Raw genomic sequence first — 20,187 nt, 5'->3', positions numbered from 1 at the left:
GGGTTTAAAGTTTAAAGTCTAAGGTTTAAAGTTGGCTGACGCTCCAGTACGCTTGCGTCAGCCAACTTTAAACCTTAGACTTTAAACTTTAAACTCAATTTAAATGGCAAAAAAAATGGCAAACCGAATGTCTCACCGCTACGACCACCTACCCTTGCTTCCGTCAGGACCTGGGGGATTCAGCAGGAGCTGGTAGCACCGATTTGCCGATGCAAAAGTAGGGCTTTGTTACGAATTTGTAAAGGGGTTGGGGCTAATTTTGGGGATAAAAGTCGTAAGTCGATAGTCGTAAGTCGTAAGTCGCTCTAGCTGAGCACAAACGTAATTCGGGTTGTCCTTGCGACTCGCCATACTGACGACTTATGACCAACTTACGCCACGTTCTTACATTGTTCATTGTTCATTGTTCATTGTTCATTATCACAGGTTGCACCTCCTCGACCGACTACCTGGAGCAGGGGCGGAAACTGCTACGCGAGGGTAAAACTCGCGAGGCAGTGCAGGTGCTCAACCAGGCCGTGGAGGCCGACGCCGACAATGCCGATGCGTTCAATACCCGCGGCGTGGCTTATTTCGAACTGAAAGAGTATAACAACGCCCTGCTGGATTACGAACAGGCCCTGAAAGTGAAGCCCGATTTCTACAGCCCCTACTACAACCGTGCCCTGCTGAAAACCACGCAGGGGGACATTCAGGGAGCCTTGACTGACTACTCGCAGGCGATCCGGCTGGCACCCGACACCGCCAAACGAGGTGCCTCAGAAGCGTTTCTAAACAGAGGACAATTGTTTGCTGCCCAAGATCAGATTCAGCCCGCCCTCACCGATTTCGACCAGTCGATCAAGCTTAACCCACGCAATGCGCTGGCTCTCTATAACCGGGGCAATCTGCGGTTCAACCAAAAAAACCTCGACGGAGCCATCGCCGATTTCCAGGCCTGCATTGCCGTCGATGCCAAATTTGGCAAAGCATTCTACGGTCTTGGTCTGGCGCAAGTGCTTGCCAATCAGCGCGATGCCGCCTGCCTCAGCCTGAAACAAGCCCAAAAGCTAAACTACCCCGACGCTGCCAACGCGGTTGCGGCATATTGTCAATGATAAAGAGTCTGGAAAGTCACGGTCCGCCGCTGCGGTAGAGGGGAGTACAGGTAGTCTGGAAAGTCACAAGCTATAAAAACGACTTTCCAGACTACCTGTACTCCCCTCTACCGCAGCGGCGGACCGTGACTTTCCAGACTATAAAGCCTATGAAACCCTTCTCGCTCATTTTTGCCGTTGTTTTCGTGCTGTTTGCGGCGGTGCAATACAACGATCCTGATCCGCAAGTCTGGATTCCGATATACGCGTTTGCGGCCATAGGCTGTATTATGGCCTATGCCGGACTGGGCCGACCCTGGTTTTTTATTGCTATGGCTCTAGTGTATGGCGGAGCTGCCATCTGGCAGTGGCCCCCGGCGTTTGAGGGCTTTCTGCTCAACGAGGTAGGCATGAAAACGGTGAACATCGAACTTGCCCGCGAGGCTGGTGGCCTGGCCATTTGCGCCATTGTTATGGGTACGCTCGCCTGGCTGACGCGGAAACGGTAGTGCGTTTGTAGTTGGTGGTTAGTGGTTGGCTGACGCATCAGTAGCTGACGCCTGGCCCCTCGACTGCGCTCGGGGTGACAACTACCTTGAATCAAGCTAGGATGCTTTCTTATTGGCCTGTCACCCCGAGCGCAGTCGAGGGGCCAGGCGTCAGCTACTGATGCGTCAGCCAACCACTAACCACCAACTCCATCACCCCATTCAGATACCTCAAAAAAGGCCAGGGCGGTTTTCCAATGGAAAACCGCCCTGGCCTTTTCTACTACAACCTAATCGAACCGCTACATACCACCAGCTTCAAACGTGACCGTGTCTACAGCGAAAAGCGGTTTGTTGGCTGAGTTGGGGTTTACAAATACCAAATACAGCTTGTGGGTGCCTGTTTCGGGCTTTTTAAACGGAATCTGCACCGGTGCCATCGTGCCCTGTTTCACTTCGGCTTCGCCCAGCAGCGGCCCCGTGGGCGAATCGGTACGGACCTCAATACTACCACCAGCAGTGCGGGGGTCACTGGCAATAGCCAGCACACTAACTCCGGTCAGGCCCGTCAGGTCGATATTATTGTAAGCCGTGAAGCTGCCATTGCCCAACGCCACGGCGGCATCGTTGCCAGTGGGCATCTTGAAATTCATGATCTCCTTCTTATCGTCGTAGCTCGCCGCACGCATTTTGGGGCTGCGCAACGCTACCGACTGCACCTGCGTGAGCGGGCCGATGTCGCCGTTGCCCCGGTCGGTGTAGGTGGCGGTGAGTACGTATGAGCCGTCTTTGGCGTGGTTCTCAGCGACGTAATTGCCTTGCAACGGCTGCTTGTTGGCCATCTTCGTATCGGCCAGCGACAAGATGTAGCGCACCATGCTTTCGGCATCTTCCTTCTTCAGCTGAGGGTGGGCACTCATGGCCTGTTCGCCCCAAACCCCGCCGCCACCGTTGATGACTTTGTTCACCAGCTTAGCTTCGATCATAAACGCACCTTTGTACTTTTTAGCCACGTCGATGTAGGCGGGTCCGATTGATTTCTTGTCAATGCCGTGGCACGACTTACAGTCGCTCAGTTCAATCAATCGCTTGCCGCTCGAGTAGCCAAGGTTTGCCTGGTGGCCCTGCGCCAGCATCGTTTTGTCGAATCCTTCCACGTAGTCGATGGTCATGGTCACGTCGTCGGGGTTGATGCCTTTGGCCAGCGTACCATCTTCTTTATCGACCACGTTGGCCTGATAAACAATGGGTTGTTTAGGGAAGTAGAACGTTTTGTTGCCCTTCACGGCCAGGTCAACTTTCGGCATGTCGTTGCCCACTTTCACGGTCATCGTCTGCGTGACTTTGTTACCCGATGCGTCCGTTACGGTGAGCGTAGGCGTGTAAATACCTGGCTTGCTGAACGTTACGGTGGGGTTGCTCGCCGAACTGGCTGGAATACCCTTGCCGAAATTCCAGCTGTAGGTCAGCGCGTCGCCGTCATAATCCATGGTGCCGTTGGTGTTGAACGTTACCTTCAGCGGGGCAGCCCCGGCCATCGTGCTGGCCGACGCCACGGCCACCGGCTTGCGGTTGCCTGCATTGTAGGTGATCCTAGAGAGCCGGGCGTCGTCATTCTGGGCAAACCAGTTCTGGCCGTATTCCAGCGTGTAGAGGCTACCATCGGGCGCAAACTGCATGTCGATGGTATGCGAGAATTTGGTGTTAGGCAGGAACCGCTCCATCTTCACGAAATCACCGTTGGGGGTCATCGTGACGGGGTTGATCCAGTCGCGCATCCAGTCGTAGGCGAAGAACTTGCCGTCGTAAGCGCGGGGGAACTTCACTTTCGAATCGGCCGCGTAGTCGTCGTAATAATAGACCGGGCCACCCATGGCGTTGCGGCCACCCTTGCCCACAATGGCACCAAAATCGGGCGAATCGGCGTAGGGATAGTAGATAAATGCTTTCTGCGCTGGGGGCAGGTTGTTCAGGCCCGTGTTATGGGGCGAATCGTTAACTGGCTTAGCAGCATCGAAAAGTGGTCCCGACGCCTTGGTAGCGAAATCGTAGGCGTTGTAAGCTTTGTTGTCGGCCACAAACAGAGGCCAGCCGTAGTAGCCAGCCTGCCGGGCCTGGTTCATTTCGTCGTGCCCACGGGGGCCGCGGCCCTCCTTGTTGTCGCCGGCATCGGGACCTACTTCACCCCAGTATAAGAATCCCGTGCGCTGGTCTACCGAGATCCGGTAGGGATTGCGGTTGCCCATGACATAGATTTCGGGGCGTGCCTTGTCGGTGCCTTTAGGGAACAGGTTGCCGTCGGGAATGCTGTAGCCGCCGTTGCCGTCGGGGGTGATGCGCAAAATTTTACCCCGCAGATCGTTGGTGTTGCTCGACGTAGCGCGGGCATCCCATCCCTGCCGACCAGGTTGGCCATCGCTGGGCGAGAAGCCGTCAGAGGCAAACGGGTTGGTGTCGTCGCCGGTAGAAAGAAACAGGTTGCCTTTGCGGTCCCAGGCAATAGACCCGCCCGTGTGGCAGCAGCCGGTACGCTTTACGGGCACGCGCAGCACCACTTTTTCCGAATCCATCAGCAGCGTGTCGCGCACGTCGTCATACGTGAACTGGGCTAGGTGCTGGGCAGTGTCGGCCCCAAATTTGGCGGCGTCGGGCGAATAATAAAGGAACAGGCGTTTGTTTTGTGCGTAGTTCGGGTCGGCATTCACACCCATCAGACCATATTCAAATTGGGTAAACACCGGCATTTTGGCCACTATTTTAGTCTTCTTGGTAACAGGGTTGTACATCTTCAGCAGCCCCTTGCGTTCACCAAAAATCACCTTACCCCCCGGCAACACCACCAATTCGGTAGGTTCGTCTAGTTTGTCAACCAACACGGTCCGCTCGAATCGGTTTTCTTCAGCAGGCGGCTGCGATTTGGCTAGCGAGTAGTCCAGCTTCGCGGCCATCACCGACTGTAGTCCGCCCAGCAGGTGCTTCAGAAACACGGGGTTGCTATAGGTCTCGTCGGGGTGGCCAAAGTTGGTGTAAAACGCCTTGCCGCCGTCGTAATCGTGGTACCAGGCCATGGGGTGGTCGTCGCCCATCTTGCCATCTTTGTAGGTCTTCTCGTCGATTTTGACGAGCACATTTACGGCCTTGTTGAAATTCTTGAAGTCGTAGAATTCGTCTTTGATGGTCCAGCGGTCGGGGAAACCAAACATCGAAGCATGGTTTTTATTGATAGCTACGGCCTCTCCCGTTTGCACGTTGGGGTTGCCGGGGTGCGAGGCAAATTGCGCACCCGACAGTTTATTATACCACGGCCAGTCATATTCGGTATCGGTGGCCGCGTGAATGCCCACATAGCCGCCGCCAGCCTGTATGTACCGCTCGAAAGCGGCCTGTTGGGCATCGTTCAGCACGTCGCCGGTGGTCGAGAGCCACACCACGGCATTATAGCGCTTCAGATTAGCCTCGGTAAACTTGCCGCCATCTTCGGTGGTGTCTACGGCAAATCCGTTTTGCTGCCCCATGGTCATGAGCGTGGCCTGCCCCACCGGTATTGACTTATGCCGGAAGCCAGCCGTGCGGGAGAAAACGAGGATGCGCTTTTGGGCAGGGGCGCCTGCCGTCGCAGCCGTGGCAGGGGCCTTCGCGCGCGTCTGCGCCATAGCTGGCTCGCCGACCAAAAGGGTCACCAAACCACCAGCCAGTGCAAGTGTTTGAAACAGAACTTGTTTATACATAGGATTGTGACGGTTCTTATTATGGCTAAAGGGTTAAGACAGGGGGTTTTCTACTTGCTTGAGAAGCAGAGGGCACGGGGCGAAGGGCGGGGAGCGGGATCGTTGTCGCTTGGCTCTCCGCCCCATGCCCTCTGCTCCTGGCCCTTCGCCCCTACCGCTTACCCCACCAGATAAGCAACCCTGTGGCGGTAACGATGGTCATGGCTAACGAGAGGATGAAATAGATCGTTTTGCTAACAAGACCACCGAAACGGCCGTAGTGCAGTTCTTCGTTGATGTGTTCAAACTTGTATTCGGCGTCTTCGTTATTGGCGTTGAATACCTTCGTCAGGGCACCTGTTTTGGTGTCGAATTCGGTGGCGGCGGTGAATTTGCCATAGAACGGATTGGCATCGGCACCGTTACCACGCACCACCAGCGGCCCGTCGGGCTTTTCGGGGAAGCTGATGACCTCAGCTACAAATCCAGGCACACTAGCTGAGCTTTTAGCCAGCAGCGCATCGACCGACGTAGTTAGTGTCAAGGCCACCGGTTCGGGGCGGGGCCCACGCGGACGACCTTCGCCGAAGGCCCGGTCAACGGTTTTTTCCCAGTGGAAAAACGTGCCGGTGGCCCCCATAATTAGTAAAAAGAGCAGCGCGGCCACCCCCAGGTATTTGTGCAAATCGCCGTAGACGATGCGTTTGGGCTTGTTCCAGCGCACACCGACGCTGAACACGCTCAGCAGTGATTTGCGGTAGTACCAGGTCCCGGTCAGCACCGAGCCGACGAAGCTGATGCCCACCAGCAGCAAAATCCAGTCGCCAACGGGGGGTGCCAGGAGGTGTTCATGCAGGTTGCGCACCTGCCGTACAAAGGCGTTTTCCATGTTGCGCTGCCCCAGAAAATGGCCCGTATAGGGGTCTACGTAGGCCCAGAGACGTTCGCGGCCCTGGTTCACGTCGGCACGAAGCGCACGGTTGGGGACGGCGGGATAAAGGTTGAGGTTTCTGAGTCCACCCGCCGGAAATTGCCGCTGCAAGGTCTGCACGGCGGCATCGTAGGGTTGGCGGGCGGCGTTGGCCGGGGCCGAAACGGTCACCAGGCCGGGGTTCAGCCAGCCGTCTATGACAATGTCGAAGAGAAGAATGCAGCCCGTAAGAGATAACATCAGGAGGAAAAGCCCCCCAACGAGGCCAAAAATGCGGTGCAAAGAGTAAGCCAGTTTGTCGGTACGCGTCATGGTCAGGTTGTCAGTATAGTACAAAAATACGCGCTACGTGTCAATGCGTTGCATCACGTATTTATTGATGCCACCACTTAAAGCGATGGCATCAACGGGATGGCCTATCCGGAGCCTAACGCCATGTATTGGTTCAGTAGAAAGCACAACGTGTTTACTTCGGCACTATATGAAAAATCGGAACGACGCTACACAACACACCCGTTTGCCGGGCTGGCTTTCGCCCACGGCAACAATACCCCAACCCTGTCTCGCCGGGGGCATAGACCGCAGGCAGTTTCTGAGCCTGGCCGGGCTGTCGGCGCTGGCGCTGGCAACTGGTTCGCGGGGGTTAGCGCAGGCACCCAATCATGAGGGCATTCACATTGGTTACTCGGCCATCACCTGGGGCGGCAGCGACGCGCAGGCTATCAATGATATTTCGGCCACGGGCTTTAAGGGCATTCAGCTACGGGCCAATGCCTTCGGACCCTACCGCGCTAAACCGTCGGAACTGAAGGCACTGCTGGATCAGCACAACCTGAAACTGGTCATGTTTTCGAGCGGCAACGTAGACATCAACCCGGCCAACGAACAGAGTACGATTGACACCCACGTGGCACACGCCAGCTTTGTAAAAGCCCTGGGTGGTTCGGCCATTCAGCTGACCAACTCGGCCCGGCCCAAAGACCGCCAACCTACCCCTGAAGAACTGAAACGGCTGGCCACAGTGATGAACGAAATTGGTAAGCAAACCGCCGACCTGGGGGTGCAGGCCGTATACCACAACCATATGCACCAACTGGGCGAAACCCCCGCCGAAGTAGACATGATTGTGCAGGCTATGAACCCCAAAGCCGTGCGCCTGCTGCTCGACATTGCCCACTATCGGCAGGGCGGCGGCCAGCCCGAAAAGGCCGTGAAGCAGTATAAAGACATCATTCATTCGCTGCACCTGAAAGATACCCTCTCGCCCCTCCCCGACCGCCCCACCGACCCCAACGCCTACAAGTTTGTGGAGCTTGGCCGGGGTAATGTCAACGTGCCGGCCGTGTTTAAAGCGCTGAAAGAGATCAATTTCTCAGGCTGGGGCATCGTTGAACTCGACGGAGTGCCCGACCAGGGCCGCACGGCCCTGCAATGCGCCCAAACAAACAAAGAATACATCACCCAGACGTTGAAAGTGAAATTATGAGCGCAGCGAACAACACCAAAACATGGCTAAACCGGCCCTTTATTAGCCGCCGCCAACTAATGCTGGCGGGCCTAGAAACTGCCCTGTTTGCCGTGGGCTTTCTGCTGTCGGCCAAAGCGCCCGTTCAGCCTAACACCCTGACTAAAAGCGAAATACGCGAAGGCTGGAAGCTACTCTTCGACGGTAAAACCACCACGGGCTGGCGCGGGGCCTACAAAGATGCCTTCCCCGAACGGGGCTGGCAAGTGGAAGACGGCACGCTCACGATTCAGAAATCGGACGGCTCGGAATCGCAGAGCTACGGCGACATTGTGACCGTGGATGAGTACAGCCAGTTCGACCTGAGGTTTGAGTTTAAGCTGAGCGAAGGGGCTAACAGCGGCGTGAAATATTTTGTGGCCGAAACAACGCCTAAACCAGCCGGATCGGCCTTTGGGCTGGAATTTCAGGTGCTCGACGATGCCCGCCACCCCGATGCCAAACTGGGCCGCGACGGCAACCGCACGGTGGGGTCGCTCTATGATCTGATTACAGCCCAGGGCAAAACCGTGAACCCCATTGGCCAGTGGAACGCCGGGCGCGTATTGGTGCGCGGCAACCACGTAGAGCATTGGCTGAATGGCAAGCGGGTGGTGTCCTATGAACGGGGGAGCGAAGCCTTCCGGGCGTTGGTTGCGAAAAGCAAGTATGCCGCCCCCGCCTACAACGCCAACGGCCGCTTCGGCGAAGCCCCCAAAGGCCACATCCTCCTGCAAGACCACGGCGAACAGGTGGCGTTTAGGAATATTAAGATCTTAAATAAGTGATAAGTGCTGAGTGGTAAATGATGAGTTTGCTTCCGCCCGTTTAATACGCTGGCGGAAGCAAACTCATCACTCATCGTTTATCACTCATCACTACTTTCTAACGTTTCCAGTACGTCCATGAGCGCTCCGAAGTCTTTGCTTCCGGGGCGTTCTTCGTTTTCGCCCGCCAGGGCAATGCCTGCCAGGGGTAGCTGGGTCAGAAGGGTATGCACATTGTCGGGGGAGATGCCCGTGCCCAGGAGCACGGCGTGGCGGCTGGCGAGTTGGCCCAGTGCCGCCAGCAGGTCATCGTCAAAATGAACGGGCGAGGCACTCTCCAGCAACAGGTATGTCATGTCGGGCATGGGAGTGCTGGCCAGGGTATCGAGTTGGGCCAGGGTGGTGCCTACCAGGTCGAGGCGCAGGATCAGGGGTTTGTTGAGCGTGTGCAAAAACGGCAGCAGGGCCGCTTCGTCTACCTGCACCATGTCGGGTTGGTAAACATCAACCATACTACTCACCGCTTCGGGGTCAATGGATTGCGTTTCGCCCACAATTTGTACGCCCGCCACCCAGCCCCGCATTTCGCCCACTTTTTCCGGGGCTACGTAGTCGGCACTGTGGGAGTCCATTGAGAAGCCAAGCATGTCTACGCCCATACCAGCGCAGTAGCGGGCATCGCTGAGGTTGGTAACGTTACTGATTTTAACGGTAGTCTGGAGAGCCATAAGGGAAGCGGTTGCCATTGGGCGTCCCAAAATTACACGATGCGGGCTAGTTCATCGACCGAAAATTGGGGTGGTTTGGTGCTGGTACGGATGTAATGGCCAACCACCATGTCGGCTCCCTGCGTCACATCCTGCGCAGCCGTCATTGTTGGTGCACCCGACAGGCAAATGGTAGCCCCTCCGTTGAAGAAAGCCAGCTTCAGTGGAGACGTGGCGATACTACTGTTGGAAAAAACGGCCATATTACCCGCCAGCTTGACTGTTGTTTTTGACACAGTCAACTGATTTTGAACAGGTTCATCGGTGACCGCCAGCATGGCAACGGCCAGAATCTTCTCGCCCATTTGCTGGATGTGTACTTGAGAAAATCGGTTTTTGGCACTGTAGCCATACTGATACAGACCCGTCAGATCAGCCAGCTTTGCTCTTGGTTCTTCGAGTTGTCGTACCGTACTTAACGAAAAAGCAAGCGACCGACTTGGCAAGCTGGGGCTGCTCCAGGTGCCGGAATACCCCGCCCTCGACCATTTGCCCAAGTGGATACCCGTGACATTACCCTTCCTATCGAACTCATGCAGGAGCAGTTCGTCACCAGCTAGCGTCCCTACTACCGGAATGGCAATACCCGACCGCATGTAGAGCAAGGTACCATGCGCCAAAGACCCCGTCGTAGTCAGTGTGAGGGTGACGGACACCGAATTGTTGATGGCGCCAACTAATGTCTGCGTCAGTTGTGATTCTGGTGGCTGTGTTGCATTGAATAGCGAGAAGAAAGATGGTAAAGCTGGCATGACAGTAGTAGCAAAAAATGGCACAGGCATATACACACACATATGTCGCCAAATACCTGGCTACAACCATTGTACCAATTCTGGTTTTAGGGCTATTCACCCTTGTGATCGCTTCAGAACGCTGCCTAAAAAGCTGCCTACAAATGTGAGCCCAATAGCGCCATACAAGCAAAACGCTTCGAGTTCACGAGCTACACTCGACGCCGACGGCCCAACCACCAGCCAGTAGCCAGTGAGCAGCAGAACCACCTGCCAAACAGCTAGTAACCAGCCTTTTCGTGGTTCGGCAAAGCCAATAGCCCCCGCCGAAAAGGCTGCCAACAAGTAGGGCCAGTGAATAACGGGACTCCGCTTAATCAATATTAACAGGATTAGGGCATTCAGTGTTGTAAAAAGTGCGTGAATAACCAGCTGACGGGTAACAAACGAGGTAGTGGTGGGGTGCGTTTGCCCCAACACATCGCGGGCCGCCTCAACGGTAGCCTCGGCTTTGGCCATGTCGCGGGCGGCCTCCTCAGCCTGGTTTAGATGCTGCCGGGTGCGGCCCCGCCAGTAGTATGACTCAGCAGAGGCACCATGGAAAATGGCTTTGTCGAAGTCGAGAAATGCCTGCTGATAATTGCGCTTGTCGAATTGAATCTGTCCCGTTTCCAGGTGCAGGTCAGCCACGGTGTCGTCGTAGCTTTTGCCCTTCTCCAAATCGGCCAGAGCAGCCTTGGTGTCATTGAGGGCGCGGTAGATGCGGGCGCGGTAGAGATAAGCCACCGCCAGTTTGGGCCGCGTGGCCAGAGTATTGTTGAAATAGGCTAGTGCCGCCGCAAACTGATCGTTTTCGTAGAGCGAAATACCCTCCCGCAGTTCGTCGGCCTGTTTTTGGGCGTCGTTGCGCCCATCGGCATAGTAGCGGAGGTAAATAATATAGCCTACAAAGGTGGTGATGGTCAATAATTCGATCATGACAGGCGGCGGAGGGGAGCATCAGTTGGTGGCCCCAAATAAGCAGCGCCGGACTTAGTTGGCCGGGATCAGCTTGCGGGTGAACTCCTGAAAGCGAATATGCCCAAAATCTCGTTTCCCTACCCGTTCGGGGGGCGTTATGCGTTCGCTTTTACCTCCATTAACCAATTCACTCTTAGACATACTAATAGTGTAGAGCAGCCAGTCTTTTTCTTTGTCCTCGTACCGAAACGTAACGAACTCATTTGTTTTCAGGCCCATGCCATAGCTCTGAATGAACGTCAGGCTTTTACCAAAAAAATCGACTCGGCTCAGGGGGTCCATCAATGAACCGCCGCCGCAGGTGCTACAGCGTAGCAGTTGATCGGTATAGGGGCCGTTTTTAAACCGCCCATTGGGTTCGTTGAGCAGCAACAGTACGCGCCGGTCGTAATTTACGCGGGTGGTGTTGGGCTTGGGGTTGGGTTTATGCGCAATAATCACCACGTCGGCCTGACGGTCGTTGTTGATGTCGCCGGTGGCGTGTTGTTCATACGTGTAGCCGCCCGGCGTTTGGGCAATGTGCCTTTTAAAGATGGCTATCGAATCGGCTCTGGATACGCGCTTTTGGGCTAACGTAGGCAGGCTGAGCAGAATAAGCAGGCAGGCTGTAACGGGCATCCGGGCAGTAATCAGACGGAGCATGGTGGTTGAGCTTGAGGTGTTTTATGACAACCAAACCACCGATACCGTTGAGTCGTTATAGCTAAGCGCATTAGGGCATTAGATATGGCTATCATCATCAGTAAAGAGCGTGTTCAGGTCCTTGATAAATTATTGTACTTCGAGATGGATGAAGAACAACGGTGTTTCATTCATATGAAACAAAAAAAATTTGACCAGTTAGTCAACTTTGCTGACAATCTGGTGTAGCTGCTTGTCCCATCGGGACATCACAGCGTAGCGTCGGTAGCTGTAGGGTTGGGGTTTCCCCTCCATGCGTGCCGTAGGTACGCCACTGGTAGCGTACCTACGGCACGCATGGACTCAGGACGAACTTGTTTTTCTACCGACGCTACGCTGTTAAATCCCTACGGGATAAGCAGCTACACCAGCTTGACACGCACCTCCGTAAACTGCCAACTGCCACTGCCCACTGCCTACTTATTTCTTCGCACGTTTCACCAGTTCGTCGCGCTTTAATGTGATCTGGCGGCCTGATGGCTGGCCGTTACGGTAGGTGATCGTGCGCAGCGTTACGTTGCCGTCGGGAATAAGCACGGGCTGGGTGTAGCGAAGGCTATAGCGGCCGGGCATGGTGTCATCCAGGGAGTAGTAAATCTCCGAATCGGGGATCTCGCAGTCGAGCATCAGGGTCAGCTTGCCGTCGGCGTTGGTGGTGCTCACAATGGGGTCGTAGGCGGCGCGGGCGTAGTTGATACCGGCGGCCTCGGCGCGGCGCATCTGGGTTTCCAGGCGGGGTATAAACCCGGCCCAGCTGCGTCGGCTTTTCGGGGTCCAGAACGTCTCGGAAAGCGCCCACACGCGTGGGAACGACATATATTCGGCATGGGCGAAGGTGCTGAGCTGCTCGCTCCAGAGGTTGCCCTGCCCACCCAGAATCAGCGTGGAATCGATACCATCGGGCACCGGCTCAAACTCGTAGCAGGTCTTCAGGCGCAGGCTGGCGTAAATACGCGGCTCCAGCGTGGGGTCGCTCTGCATATAGTCGATGTAGGTAAACGGGGCGGGGGTCATCACCACTTTATACCCCATTTTGGCCGCGTCGATACCCTGCTTCACCCCATGCCAGCTCATCACGGCGGCGTCTTTCGAGAGTTGGGCGTTGGGATCGTGGCTCTCGATGATCTCGTCCCAGCCAATGAGCTTTTTCCCTTTCGACTGGATGATCTTTTCCACCCGCTTCATAAAATAGCCCTGTAAGTCTTCCATATGCCCAAAGTTGTTGGCCTTCATGAGCGCCTGGCAGCCGGGGTCTTTTTCCCAGTAGCCTTTGTAGCATTCGTCGCCACCGGCGTGGATATACTGCCCCGGAAAGAGGCTGGCCACTTCGCCGAAAACCTTGTCCAGAAACACATACACGTTCTCATCGGCGGGGTTCAACGTATTGTCGATCAGCATCTTAAACGTACCGTCGGCATACCATTCCGAAAACTGCGTGCCGGGGTTCACGCGCACCGACGTGTCTTTGCTGCACGACAGGTTGGGGTAGGCCGCCAGCGCCGCCATGCTGTGGCCGGGCACGTCTATTTCGGGTACGATGGTAATGTTGCGGGCCTGGGCATAGCCAACTACCTCGCGGATGTCGTCTTGCGTGTAGAAACCGCCGTAGGTGGCCGGTTCGCCGGGTTTGGGGTCGGGGCGTTCGCCAAAATGACCATCGCGGGGTACGCGCCAGGCCCCCACGCTGGTGAGGCGGGGCAGCGATTTGATCTCGATCCGCCAGCCGTTGTCGTCGGCCAGGTGCCAGTGGAAGGTGTTGATTTTCAGCTGCGCCAGTTCGTCGATGTAGCGCAGCACCTCACTTTTGGGGAAAAACGTGCGGCTCACGTCGAACATGACACCCCGCCACGCAAAACGCGGGTAGTCAACCACTTGCACGCCGGGGATGGTCTGATTGGCCTTACCCATAGCCGGACTGGCCAACTGAACCAGCGACTGCACACCGTAGAAAATGCCGGCCTTGTTGTTGGCCGAGATCGTGATGCCTTTGGCCGAACTGCTGAGCCGGTAGCCCTCGCGGCCCAGCCGGGCGTCGGGCGTGGGGATAAGCTCCAGGCTGATGGCGGTGGCAGCGGGTGACTTCGCCAGGCGGTGGGCCAACGTCAGGCCCGTGGGGCGAGTAAGCTGCTCGGAAAGTCCAGCGGCAATGGTGGCCAGTTCGGGGCTGCTATAAACAATGGCGGTGGTTTTGGTCAGGGTGAATCCCACGGCCTGCGGTACTACGCTCACAGGCTGCGGAATGAGGTGGATGGGTGATTGGGCAAGGGACACAGTAGCCAAAAGGAAGAGGCAGATGAAGAGGCTTAGACGCATAAGAGGGGGCTTATTAGGTATCTGTTCCCAAAGTACGGAATTGCCGTCAGCGATTATGTGGGTTCGTTAAAAAAGCCACGCCCCTGTTTACACAGCTATACCTGCTTGTCTCGTTGGCCACATTAAGCCAGGCAACTGATTAACGCCTTACCTATCGTGACAGATCTCAGCCACCGGCCTGTATTTTGCTGAGTTGCGTGAGTACCACACCTGTCAGGACAACAATCAGCGCAACAACCTGTAGGCCAGTTACTGCCTCACCAGCGGCGAGCCAGCCTATCAGCACAGCAATAAGCGGGTTTATATACGTATGGGTACTGACAATGGCGGGCGGCTGAACGGTGACCAGCCAGGCAAAGGCGAGGTAGGCGATGAGGGAGCCAAAGAGAATCAGAAAAGCAAGTCCGCCCCAGGCTGGCAACGGCACGGCCAGCCATACAAAGCGATTCCATTCGCCGTTGACCATCGCCAAAAACGTCGCAAAAAGCCCGGCAGCTACTAACTGAATAGTGGTGTGCCAGAGGTTATAGCGGCCAGGCTTTATCCTGCGTGCCGCAAACAGGGTGCCACTCACCCACAGGATAGCCCCCACCAGAACAATCACTGTGCCTAAGAATTGGTTGGTTGACTGGTCTTGTTGAGGGGAATTGGCAGGTGCCATCTGGGCAAACAGAACGACGCCCGCAAAGCCAATAAGCAGCCCTGCAATAATTTTTCCATTGCTGAAATACAACTTCCACCGAGGCTGGTCCAGCAGAACAAACCAAAGCGGCTCAGTGGCTACAATGACAGCAGCAGAGCCAGACGTAATATATTGCTCGGCCACAACGACCAGGCCAGAGCCACCTACCAACATCAATACGCCACTGATGGCCAAATCTCGAATCTCTTTCTTTTGTGGCCATGCCTGGCTTTTACCGTAGGCGAGTAGGGCTAGCAATAAGCCCGCAACCAGATAGCGGAGTGCCGATATGACAAACGGCGGAATAGCCTTGAGCGCATACAGGTTGGCCAGATAGGTCGTTCCCCATACAAAGTAGATAGCGAAAAAAGCCAGCACCAGCCAAAAGCGAGAAACAATCGTTGTGTTCATCATATAACCTTTAAAACACGTTTTAACAGTATGAATTTCGCTACATAAACTATAACCGTTTAAACTTGTTTTACTGGTTATATAAATTGTCATCTTTTGAGCATGGCCAAGGTTAGTACAATTGCCGAAATGGACCTCACGGGCGGAATAGCGTGTCTCGATTTCATTAACACGGCACTCGGCGATCACTTGTCAGTAGAGCGCCTGCATAGCTACAGTGATCTGCTAGTTCTAAGCCGCCGGTTATCACTGCTCGACACGGCCACCCTTGACACCCTGGAGCTTATAGCCAACCAGCATTCAGAGCAGGCTGAGCGTGTCTTGCTGGAAGCCCGTGACGTCAGGCAGTCGATGTTGGGTGTATTCGACGCGCTGGCAAGTGGTCAGTTGCAGCAGGTTACGGCTCAGTTGTTGACATCCTTTAACGGGTATGTTCACGAAGCGCTCTGTGAACGCGGTTTTTCTATACAGGGCAACAAGCTGGCAATGACCCTGGAACGGTCAGAAAAACAGCTTATGCAGCCTGTCTGGTCTTTTAGCCTGTCGGCCTATGACTTGTTGACAACCAGAGACCAACAACTGGTTAAACAATGCGGTGCCTGCGGCTGGTTTTTCCTGGACGAAACCAAGAACCATCGTCGGAAATGGTGCGATATGCAAACATGTGGCACAAACCAGAAAGCCCGCCGCTATTACCAGCGTAAGAAACTGGCATCTTTGGGCTGACGTAGACTGTCTGTCCTATCCTGACCAGCACTCAAATACCCGCGCTCCACTACCCCATTTAGTCAGGGGTACCAATCGTTCGGGGGTGATGCTGTACTTTTGGGGTGCCAAGACTACCCCGCATGCTGTTCAATTCGCTTCATTTTCTCGTCTTCTTCCTGTTTGTCACCCTCAGCTACTACAGCCTCTCCAAACAGGGTCGGTGGGTGTTGCTGCTGGTGGCCAGTTGCTACTTCTACGCCGCCTTCATCCCGTCGTACCTGCTCATCCTGGGCGTAGTTATCCTGATCGACTACTTCGCCGCACTCTGGATTGAACGGTCTGAAGGCTCCCGGCGGAAGGCGCTGCTCATTATCAGCCTGGTGGCCAACGTGGCGCTGCTGGCCTTTTTCAAGTACTTCGATTTCATCAACCAGTCTGTTGACAGCCTGCTGGCGCCACTGGGCTGGCAAAGTTCGGTGCCCATGCTCGGCAACTGGTTACCCGGCGTAGTGCTGCCCATAGGGCTGTCGTTTCATACGTTTCAGTCCATGAGCTACACCATCGAGGTGTACCGCGGCAACCAACCCGCCGAACGCAACTTTGGGGTCTACTCGCTCTATGTGTTGTTTTATCCGCAGCTCGTGGCTGGTCCCATTGAACGCCCCGGCCATATGCTGCCGCAACTCAACGCCTTCCATGCGTTCCACTGGCCCACGGTGCGGATGGGCCTACTGCGCATGGCGGGCGGTTTCGTGAAGAAAGTGGTCATCGCCGACCGGCTCGCCCTGGTGGTCGATCAGGCTTATTTCGACGTCGATAGGTCATCGGGCACGACCATGCTGCTGGCCAGTATTTTTTATTCCATCCAGATCTACTGCGATTTTTCGGGCTACTCCGACATTGCCATCGGGGCGGGGCAGGTGATGGGTATCCGGATGTCCGAAAACTTCCGCACCCCCTACCTCGCCGCCTCTATCGGCGACTTCTGGCGGCGGTGGCACATCTCGCTCTCCAGCTGGTTCCGCGACTACGTCTATATTCCGCTGGGGGGCAACCGCCGCACCGCCACGCGCACGGCCCTCAACGTGCTATTTGTGTTTGGACTAAGCGGCCTCTGGCACGGTGCCAACTGGAAATTTGTGATCTGGGGTCTGTTGCACGGACTGTATCTGGTTATTAGTCAGTTCATTACCCCGTCGGCGCGGCCGTTGACCATTCAGGACGACAGTTCGGCCACGGTGCAACTCCGGGGCGTGGGCGGCGCGGTTCGGCACCGGGTCAATCAGTTGCTCACCTTCGGGCTGGTCACGCTCACCTGGATCTTCTTCCGCGCCCGCACCACCGACGATGCCTTTACGGTGCTGAAAAAAGTGTTTACGCTTAACCCCGCCGTGCCCGCCCAAACGCCCATGGCTCCACCCGAACTGTGGCTATGTGCGGCACTCATTGGGCTATTGCTCTACGAAAACACCTGGATTCGCTACGTGCCCCGCGCCAGCACCACCGCCTTCTGGGTGATGATGCCCCTGCTGGCCCTGATCTGCTATTTCCTTGGCGTGTTTACGTCAAACCAGTTTATCTATTTTCAATTCTAAAATGAGTTCAATGTTTAACGTCTAGGCGACCCGTCTAAAGTTGCTTCGCACTCGCAGGTTTGTACGCAGAGCAACTTTAGACGGGGTCGCCTAGACGTTAGACTTTAGACCTTGAACTTCACCCCCCCATGCTCTCCCTCCTCCGCTGGTTTTTTCTACTGCTGTCTGGCCTGGTGCTGTTCGTAGGGCTTACGCCACCGTTGCAACGCAAACTGAGCAGCAAAGGATTGATTCCCAATCAGTTCACTTATGGCGACCTGTATAATATGACCAACCTGCCCGCCTTTCGGGAAAAGAACATTGGCGAAAATATGGCCCTTACGCCGCAGGACAAGCCCGCCCGCCGCTACGAGAACGTACATTTCTACAACTTTGGCGACAGCTTCACCGATATCGACACGAGCTACTACGCAGGCGGGTTCAACTTCCGGGCGTCGCAAAATGAGCATCTCCAGCCCATCCACCTCGACCGCAGCAAGAAGAACATCCTGTTTTTTCAGTTCATCGAACGCGTCATTCGCGAACGGTTGCAGCCGTCAGTTTACCCCGCCATGTACATTCAGAATGGCGTGATGGACACCACCGGCAAGGGACCACTGCCCCCCCAGATCGCCGCCAAACCCAGCCCCCTGCCCGACTGGGCACTGGCGCAGTTTGGGCATGATATGTCGTCGCGGCTGGAGTTTATCCTGTTCAATTTCAAGCCGTTTCTGAAACTGAAAGAAGCCAAGGCGCAGTTCACCCTCGACGTGCTGGGTCGGGTGCCTGCCGCCGAAGTATCGCGCGACCACCAGCATGTTTTCTACAAGATCGAAGCCAACGGGCTGTCGAGTTCCAGTTCATTCTATCCCGTCGATGAAGCCGAACTGAAACGGGTAATCAGGGTCATGAACACCATCCGTGACTACTACAAAAAAATGGGGTTCGACGAAGTGTACGTGGCGTTTATACCCAACAAAGTAACGGTCTTGGAACCCAACCACCGGCCTTTTGGCCAGCCCTATAACCACCTCATCGAACGCCTGGAGGCCGATACCACGCTGAAAACGCCCCTGCTGTCGTTCTACGGCACCGTGACGAAGCACCCCGAATGGTACCACCTCGGCGACGGCCACTGGAACAACCAGGGCAAACGCTACTGGCTCAGCCGTGTCAACACCCTCATCGGCCAGGTCAGCCGCGGGGATTCCATTCCGAGGATACAGTATAAGTGAAAGAGTGAATGGTGAAAGATTGAAAGAGTGAATGGTGAAAGCGTGTGGCCTGGCACTCACTCTTTCACCATTCACTCTTTCAATCTTTCAATCTTTCACTCTTTCACTGAGGGAACCCCTGGAAGCAGACGGGCCTTGTGAAGCGGTAGATGGCCGTGGTGCCTACTGAGGTGCTGCGGCTGTCGGTGGTGGCGGGGAAGGGGCCGCCGTGCACCATGGCGTGGTTGACCTCTACGCCCGTGGGGAAGCCGTTGAAGATAAGTCGCCCCACCTTCGTGGTCAGGATGTCGATCAGGTCGGCGTACTCGGCGAGGTCGGCTTCGGTGCCATGGATGGTGGCGGTGAGGTGGCCCGTCAGCTGCCGGGCAAAAGAAAGCAATTCTTCCTTCGACTGAGCCAGCACCCCCACCGTCGACGGGCCAAATACTTCTTCAGATAATTCAGGGTGTTGTAGGGCATTATCTACTGATGTGAGCAGCAGGTGCGGCTGGGCCGTACCGCCTGTCCAGGGGGTTGGTTGCCGGGTGTTGGCAATGGTGCGCAGGTGCGTGATACCATGACTGTACGCCTGTTGAATACCCGCCGTGAGCATAGTACCCACGGGCATAGCGCTCAGTTGCCGGGCCAGTTCATTGGTGAAATCGGTGGCGGCGGCACTCGCGACAAACAGGCCGGGATTGGTGCAAAACTGCCCCACGCCCTGTGTTACCGACGCCGCAAATTGGGCCGCCAGCTGATCGGTTTGGCCAGCCAGGGCACCGGGCAGGAAAAAGACAGGGTTGGTACTGCCCATTTCGGCGTAGACCGGAATAGGCTCAGCCCGCCGTACGGCCAGGTCGTACAGGGCCTTGCCTCCTCGAAATGAACCCGTGAAGCCCACCGCCTTGATGGCCGGGTGCTGCACCAGCCGCTCCCCCACCCGGTTCGACGCGCCGTGTACCATTGAGAATACGCCATCGGGCATACCGGTCTGCCCAGCCGCTTTCTGAATAGCCCGGCCTACCATCTCGCAGGTGGCGGGGTGGGCGGGGTGCGCTTTGAACACCACCGGACAACCTGCCGCCAGCGCCGACACGGTGTCGCCGCCCGCTACCGAAAACGCCAGCGGGAAGTTACTGGCCCCAAAAACGGCCACCGGCCCCAAGGCAATTTGCTGTTGACGCAGCAGGGCCGGTTCGCCGTTGGGCATCTTCTGCAATTGCAACGGGCTGCTGATTTCACGCACCCAGCTACCGTCGCGGATGAAGTCGGCGAAGAGGCGCAGTTGGTTCACCGTCCGCCCCCGTTCGCCCTCGATGCGGGCGGTGGGTAGGGCCGACTCCTGCGCGGCGGTGTCGATAAGGTCGATGCCCAGGGCCAGTATTTCGGTGGCGATGGCCTCTAGAAACGCCGCCCGCGCTGCCCCGGTCGTTTTGCGGTAGGTCCAGAAAGCCCTATCGGCGGCGGCTACAGCGCGGTCAATTTCGGCGTCGGTGGCCTCGTAAAATGCCGTCGCCGTGGGTTTCCCGTTATGGGGTGTATACCCATGAAACGTAGTAGTTCCTTCGGCCACCAGCTCACCGTTAATCAGTTGTTTTCCAGTTAGTTGCATG

The 20,187-nt window shown here is 56.0% G+C and carries 16 protein-coding genes; 7 read left to right on the top strand and 9 right to left on the bottom strand.

Features of this window, described 5'->3' with window-relative positions; genetic code table 11:
* The first annotated feature begins 419 nt into the window (after positions 1-419).
* Positions 420-1,097, top strand: coding sequence for a tetratricopeptide repeat protein (locus J2I48_RS11080; protein WP_374758158.1), 678 nt, complete (start codon positions 420-422; stop codon positions 1,095-1,097).
* A gap of 149 nt (positions 1,098-1,246) precedes the next feature.
* On the top strand, positions 1,247-1,585 hold the full coding sequence (locus tag J2I48_RS11075; protein WP_207335505.1) for a transmembrane 220 family protein: 339 nt from the start codon (positions 1,247-1,249) through the stop codon (positions 1,583-1,585).
* Positions 1,586-1,866: 281 nt separating this feature from the next.
* Here J2I48_RS11075 and J2I48_RS11070 read toward each other — a convergent pair whose 3' ends face one another.
* Positions 1,867-5,292, bottom strand: a complete 3,426-nt coding sequence (locus J2I48_RS11070; RefSeq protein ID WP_207335504.1) for a ThuA domain-containing protein — start codon at positions 5,290-5,292, stop codon at positions 1,867-1,869.
* A gap of 151 nt (positions 5,293-5,443) precedes the next feature.
* On the bottom strand, positions 5,444-6,514 hold the full coding sequence (locus J2I48_RS11065; RefSeq protein WP_207335503.1) for a PepSY-associated TM helix domain-containing protein: 1,071 nt from the start codon (positions 6,512-6,514) through the stop codon (positions 5,444-5,446).
* 169 nt (positions 6,515-6,683) lie between these two features.
* On the opposite strand from J2I48_RS11065, the gene J2I48_RS11060 reads away from it, so the two are divergent.
* Both J2I48_RS11060 and J2I48_RS11055 read left to right on the top strand, forming a co-directional pair.
* On the top strand, positions 6,684-7,688 hold the full coding sequence (locus J2I48_RS11060) for a sugar phosphate isomerase/epimerase family protein (RefSeq protein ID WP_207335502.1): 1,005 nt from the start codon (positions 6,684-6,686) through the stop codon (positions 7,686-7,688).
* A gap of 59 nt (positions 7,689-7,747) precedes the next feature.
* Positions 7,748-8,494 carry a 3-keto-disaccharide hydrolase gene (locus J2I48_RS11055; RefSeq protein WP_207335618.1) on the top strand — a complete coding sequence of 249 codons (747 nt, stop codon included), beginning with the start codon at positions 7,748-7,750 and terminating at the stop codon, positions 8,492-8,494.
* Between the two features lie 80 nt (positions 8,495-8,574).
* Here the strand turns inward: J2I48_RS11055 and trpF are convergent, their stop codons facing one another.
* The 6 genes from trpF to J2I48_RS11025 all read right to left on the bottom strand — a co-directional run bounded on the left by trpF (position 8,575) and on the right by J2I48_RS11025 (position 15,171).
* Positions 8,575-9,201, bottom strand: a complete 627-nt coding sequence (trpF, locus tag J2I48_RS11050) for a phosphoribosylanthranilate isomerase (RefSeq protein WP_207335501.1) — start codon at positions 9,199-9,201, stop codon at positions 8,575-8,577.
* A 32-nt stretch (positions 9,202-9,233) separates the two neighbouring features.
* The gene (locus tag J2I48_RS11045; RefSeq protein WP_207335500.1) at positions 9,234-9,992 is read right to left on the bottom strand and encodes a hypothetical protein; all 759 of its coding nucleotides are present in this window, start codon (positions 9,990-9,992) and stop codon (positions 9,234-9,236) included.
* A 96-nt stretch (positions 9,993-10,088) separates the two neighbouring features.
* On the bottom strand, positions 10,089-10,949 hold the full coding sequence (locus J2I48_RS11040) for a tetratricopeptide repeat protein (protein WP_207335499.1): 861 nt from the start codon (positions 10,947-10,949) through the stop codon (positions 10,089-10,091).
* 54 nt (positions 10,950-11,003) lie between these two features.
* Positions 11,004-11,633 (bottom strand): hypothetical protein, encoded by a 630-nt coding sequence (locus J2I48_RS11035; RefSeq protein ID WP_207335498.1) that lies wholly within the window; start codon positions 11,631-11,633, stop codon positions 11,004-11,006.
* Positions 11,634-12,092: 459 nt separating this feature from the next.
* Positions 12,093-13,985: a beta-N-acetylhexosaminidase gene (locus J2I48_RS11030; protein WP_207335497.1), complete on the bottom strand. Its 1,893-nt coding sequence runs from the start codon at positions 13,983-13,985 to the stop codon at positions 12,093-12,095.
* 166 nt (positions 13,986-14,151) lie between these two features.
* On the bottom strand, positions 14,152-15,171 hold the full coding sequence (locus J2I48_RS11025; RefSeq protein ID WP_229376104.1) for an EamA family transporter: 1,020 nt from the start codon (positions 15,169-15,171) through the stop codon (positions 14,152-14,154).
* 9 nt (positions 15,172-15,180) lie between these two features.
* On the opposite strand from J2I48_RS11025, the gene J2I48_RS11020 reads away from it, so the two are divergent.
* The 3 genes from J2I48_RS11020 (at position 15,181) to J2I48_RS11010 (ending at position 18,595) form a co-directional block, all read left to right on the top strand.
* Positions 15,181-15,804, top strand: a complete 624-nt coding sequence (locus J2I48_RS11020; RefSeq protein WP_207335496.1) for a CGNR zinc finger domain-containing protein — start codon at positions 15,181-15,183, stop codon at positions 15,802-15,804.
* 122 nt (positions 15,805-15,926) lie between these two features.
* Positions 15,927-17,381: an MBOAT family O-acyltransferase gene (locus J2I48_RS11015; protein WP_207335495.1), complete on the top strand. Its 1,455-nt coding sequence runs from the start codon at positions 15,927-15,929 to the stop codon at positions 17,379-17,381.
* 128 nt (positions 17,382-17,509) lie between these two features.
* Positions 17,510-18,595, top strand: coding sequence for a hypothetical protein (locus tag J2I48_RS11010; protein WP_207335494.1), 1,086 nt, complete (start codon positions 17,510-17,512; stop codon positions 18,593-18,595).
* A 103-nt stretch (positions 18,596-18,698) separates the two neighbouring features.
* On the opposite strand, the gene J2I48_RS11005 is transcribed toward J2I48_RS11010, so the two are convergent.
* Positions 18,699-20,186, bottom strand: coding sequence for an aldehyde dehydrogenase (NADP(+)) (locus J2I48_RS11005; protein ID WP_207335493.1), 1,488 nt, complete (start codon positions 20,184-20,186; stop codon positions 18,699-18,701).
* Position 20,187 lies beyond the last annotated feature (1 nt).

This window comes from Fibrella aquatilis (assembly GCF_017353255.1).
Lineage (GTDB): Bacteria > Bacteroidota > Bacteroidia > Cytophagales > Spirosomataceae > Fibrella > Fibrella aquatilis.
Note: the sequence above shows the minus strand (reverse complement) of the source record. Positions and strands in the feature narration are given on the sequence as shown.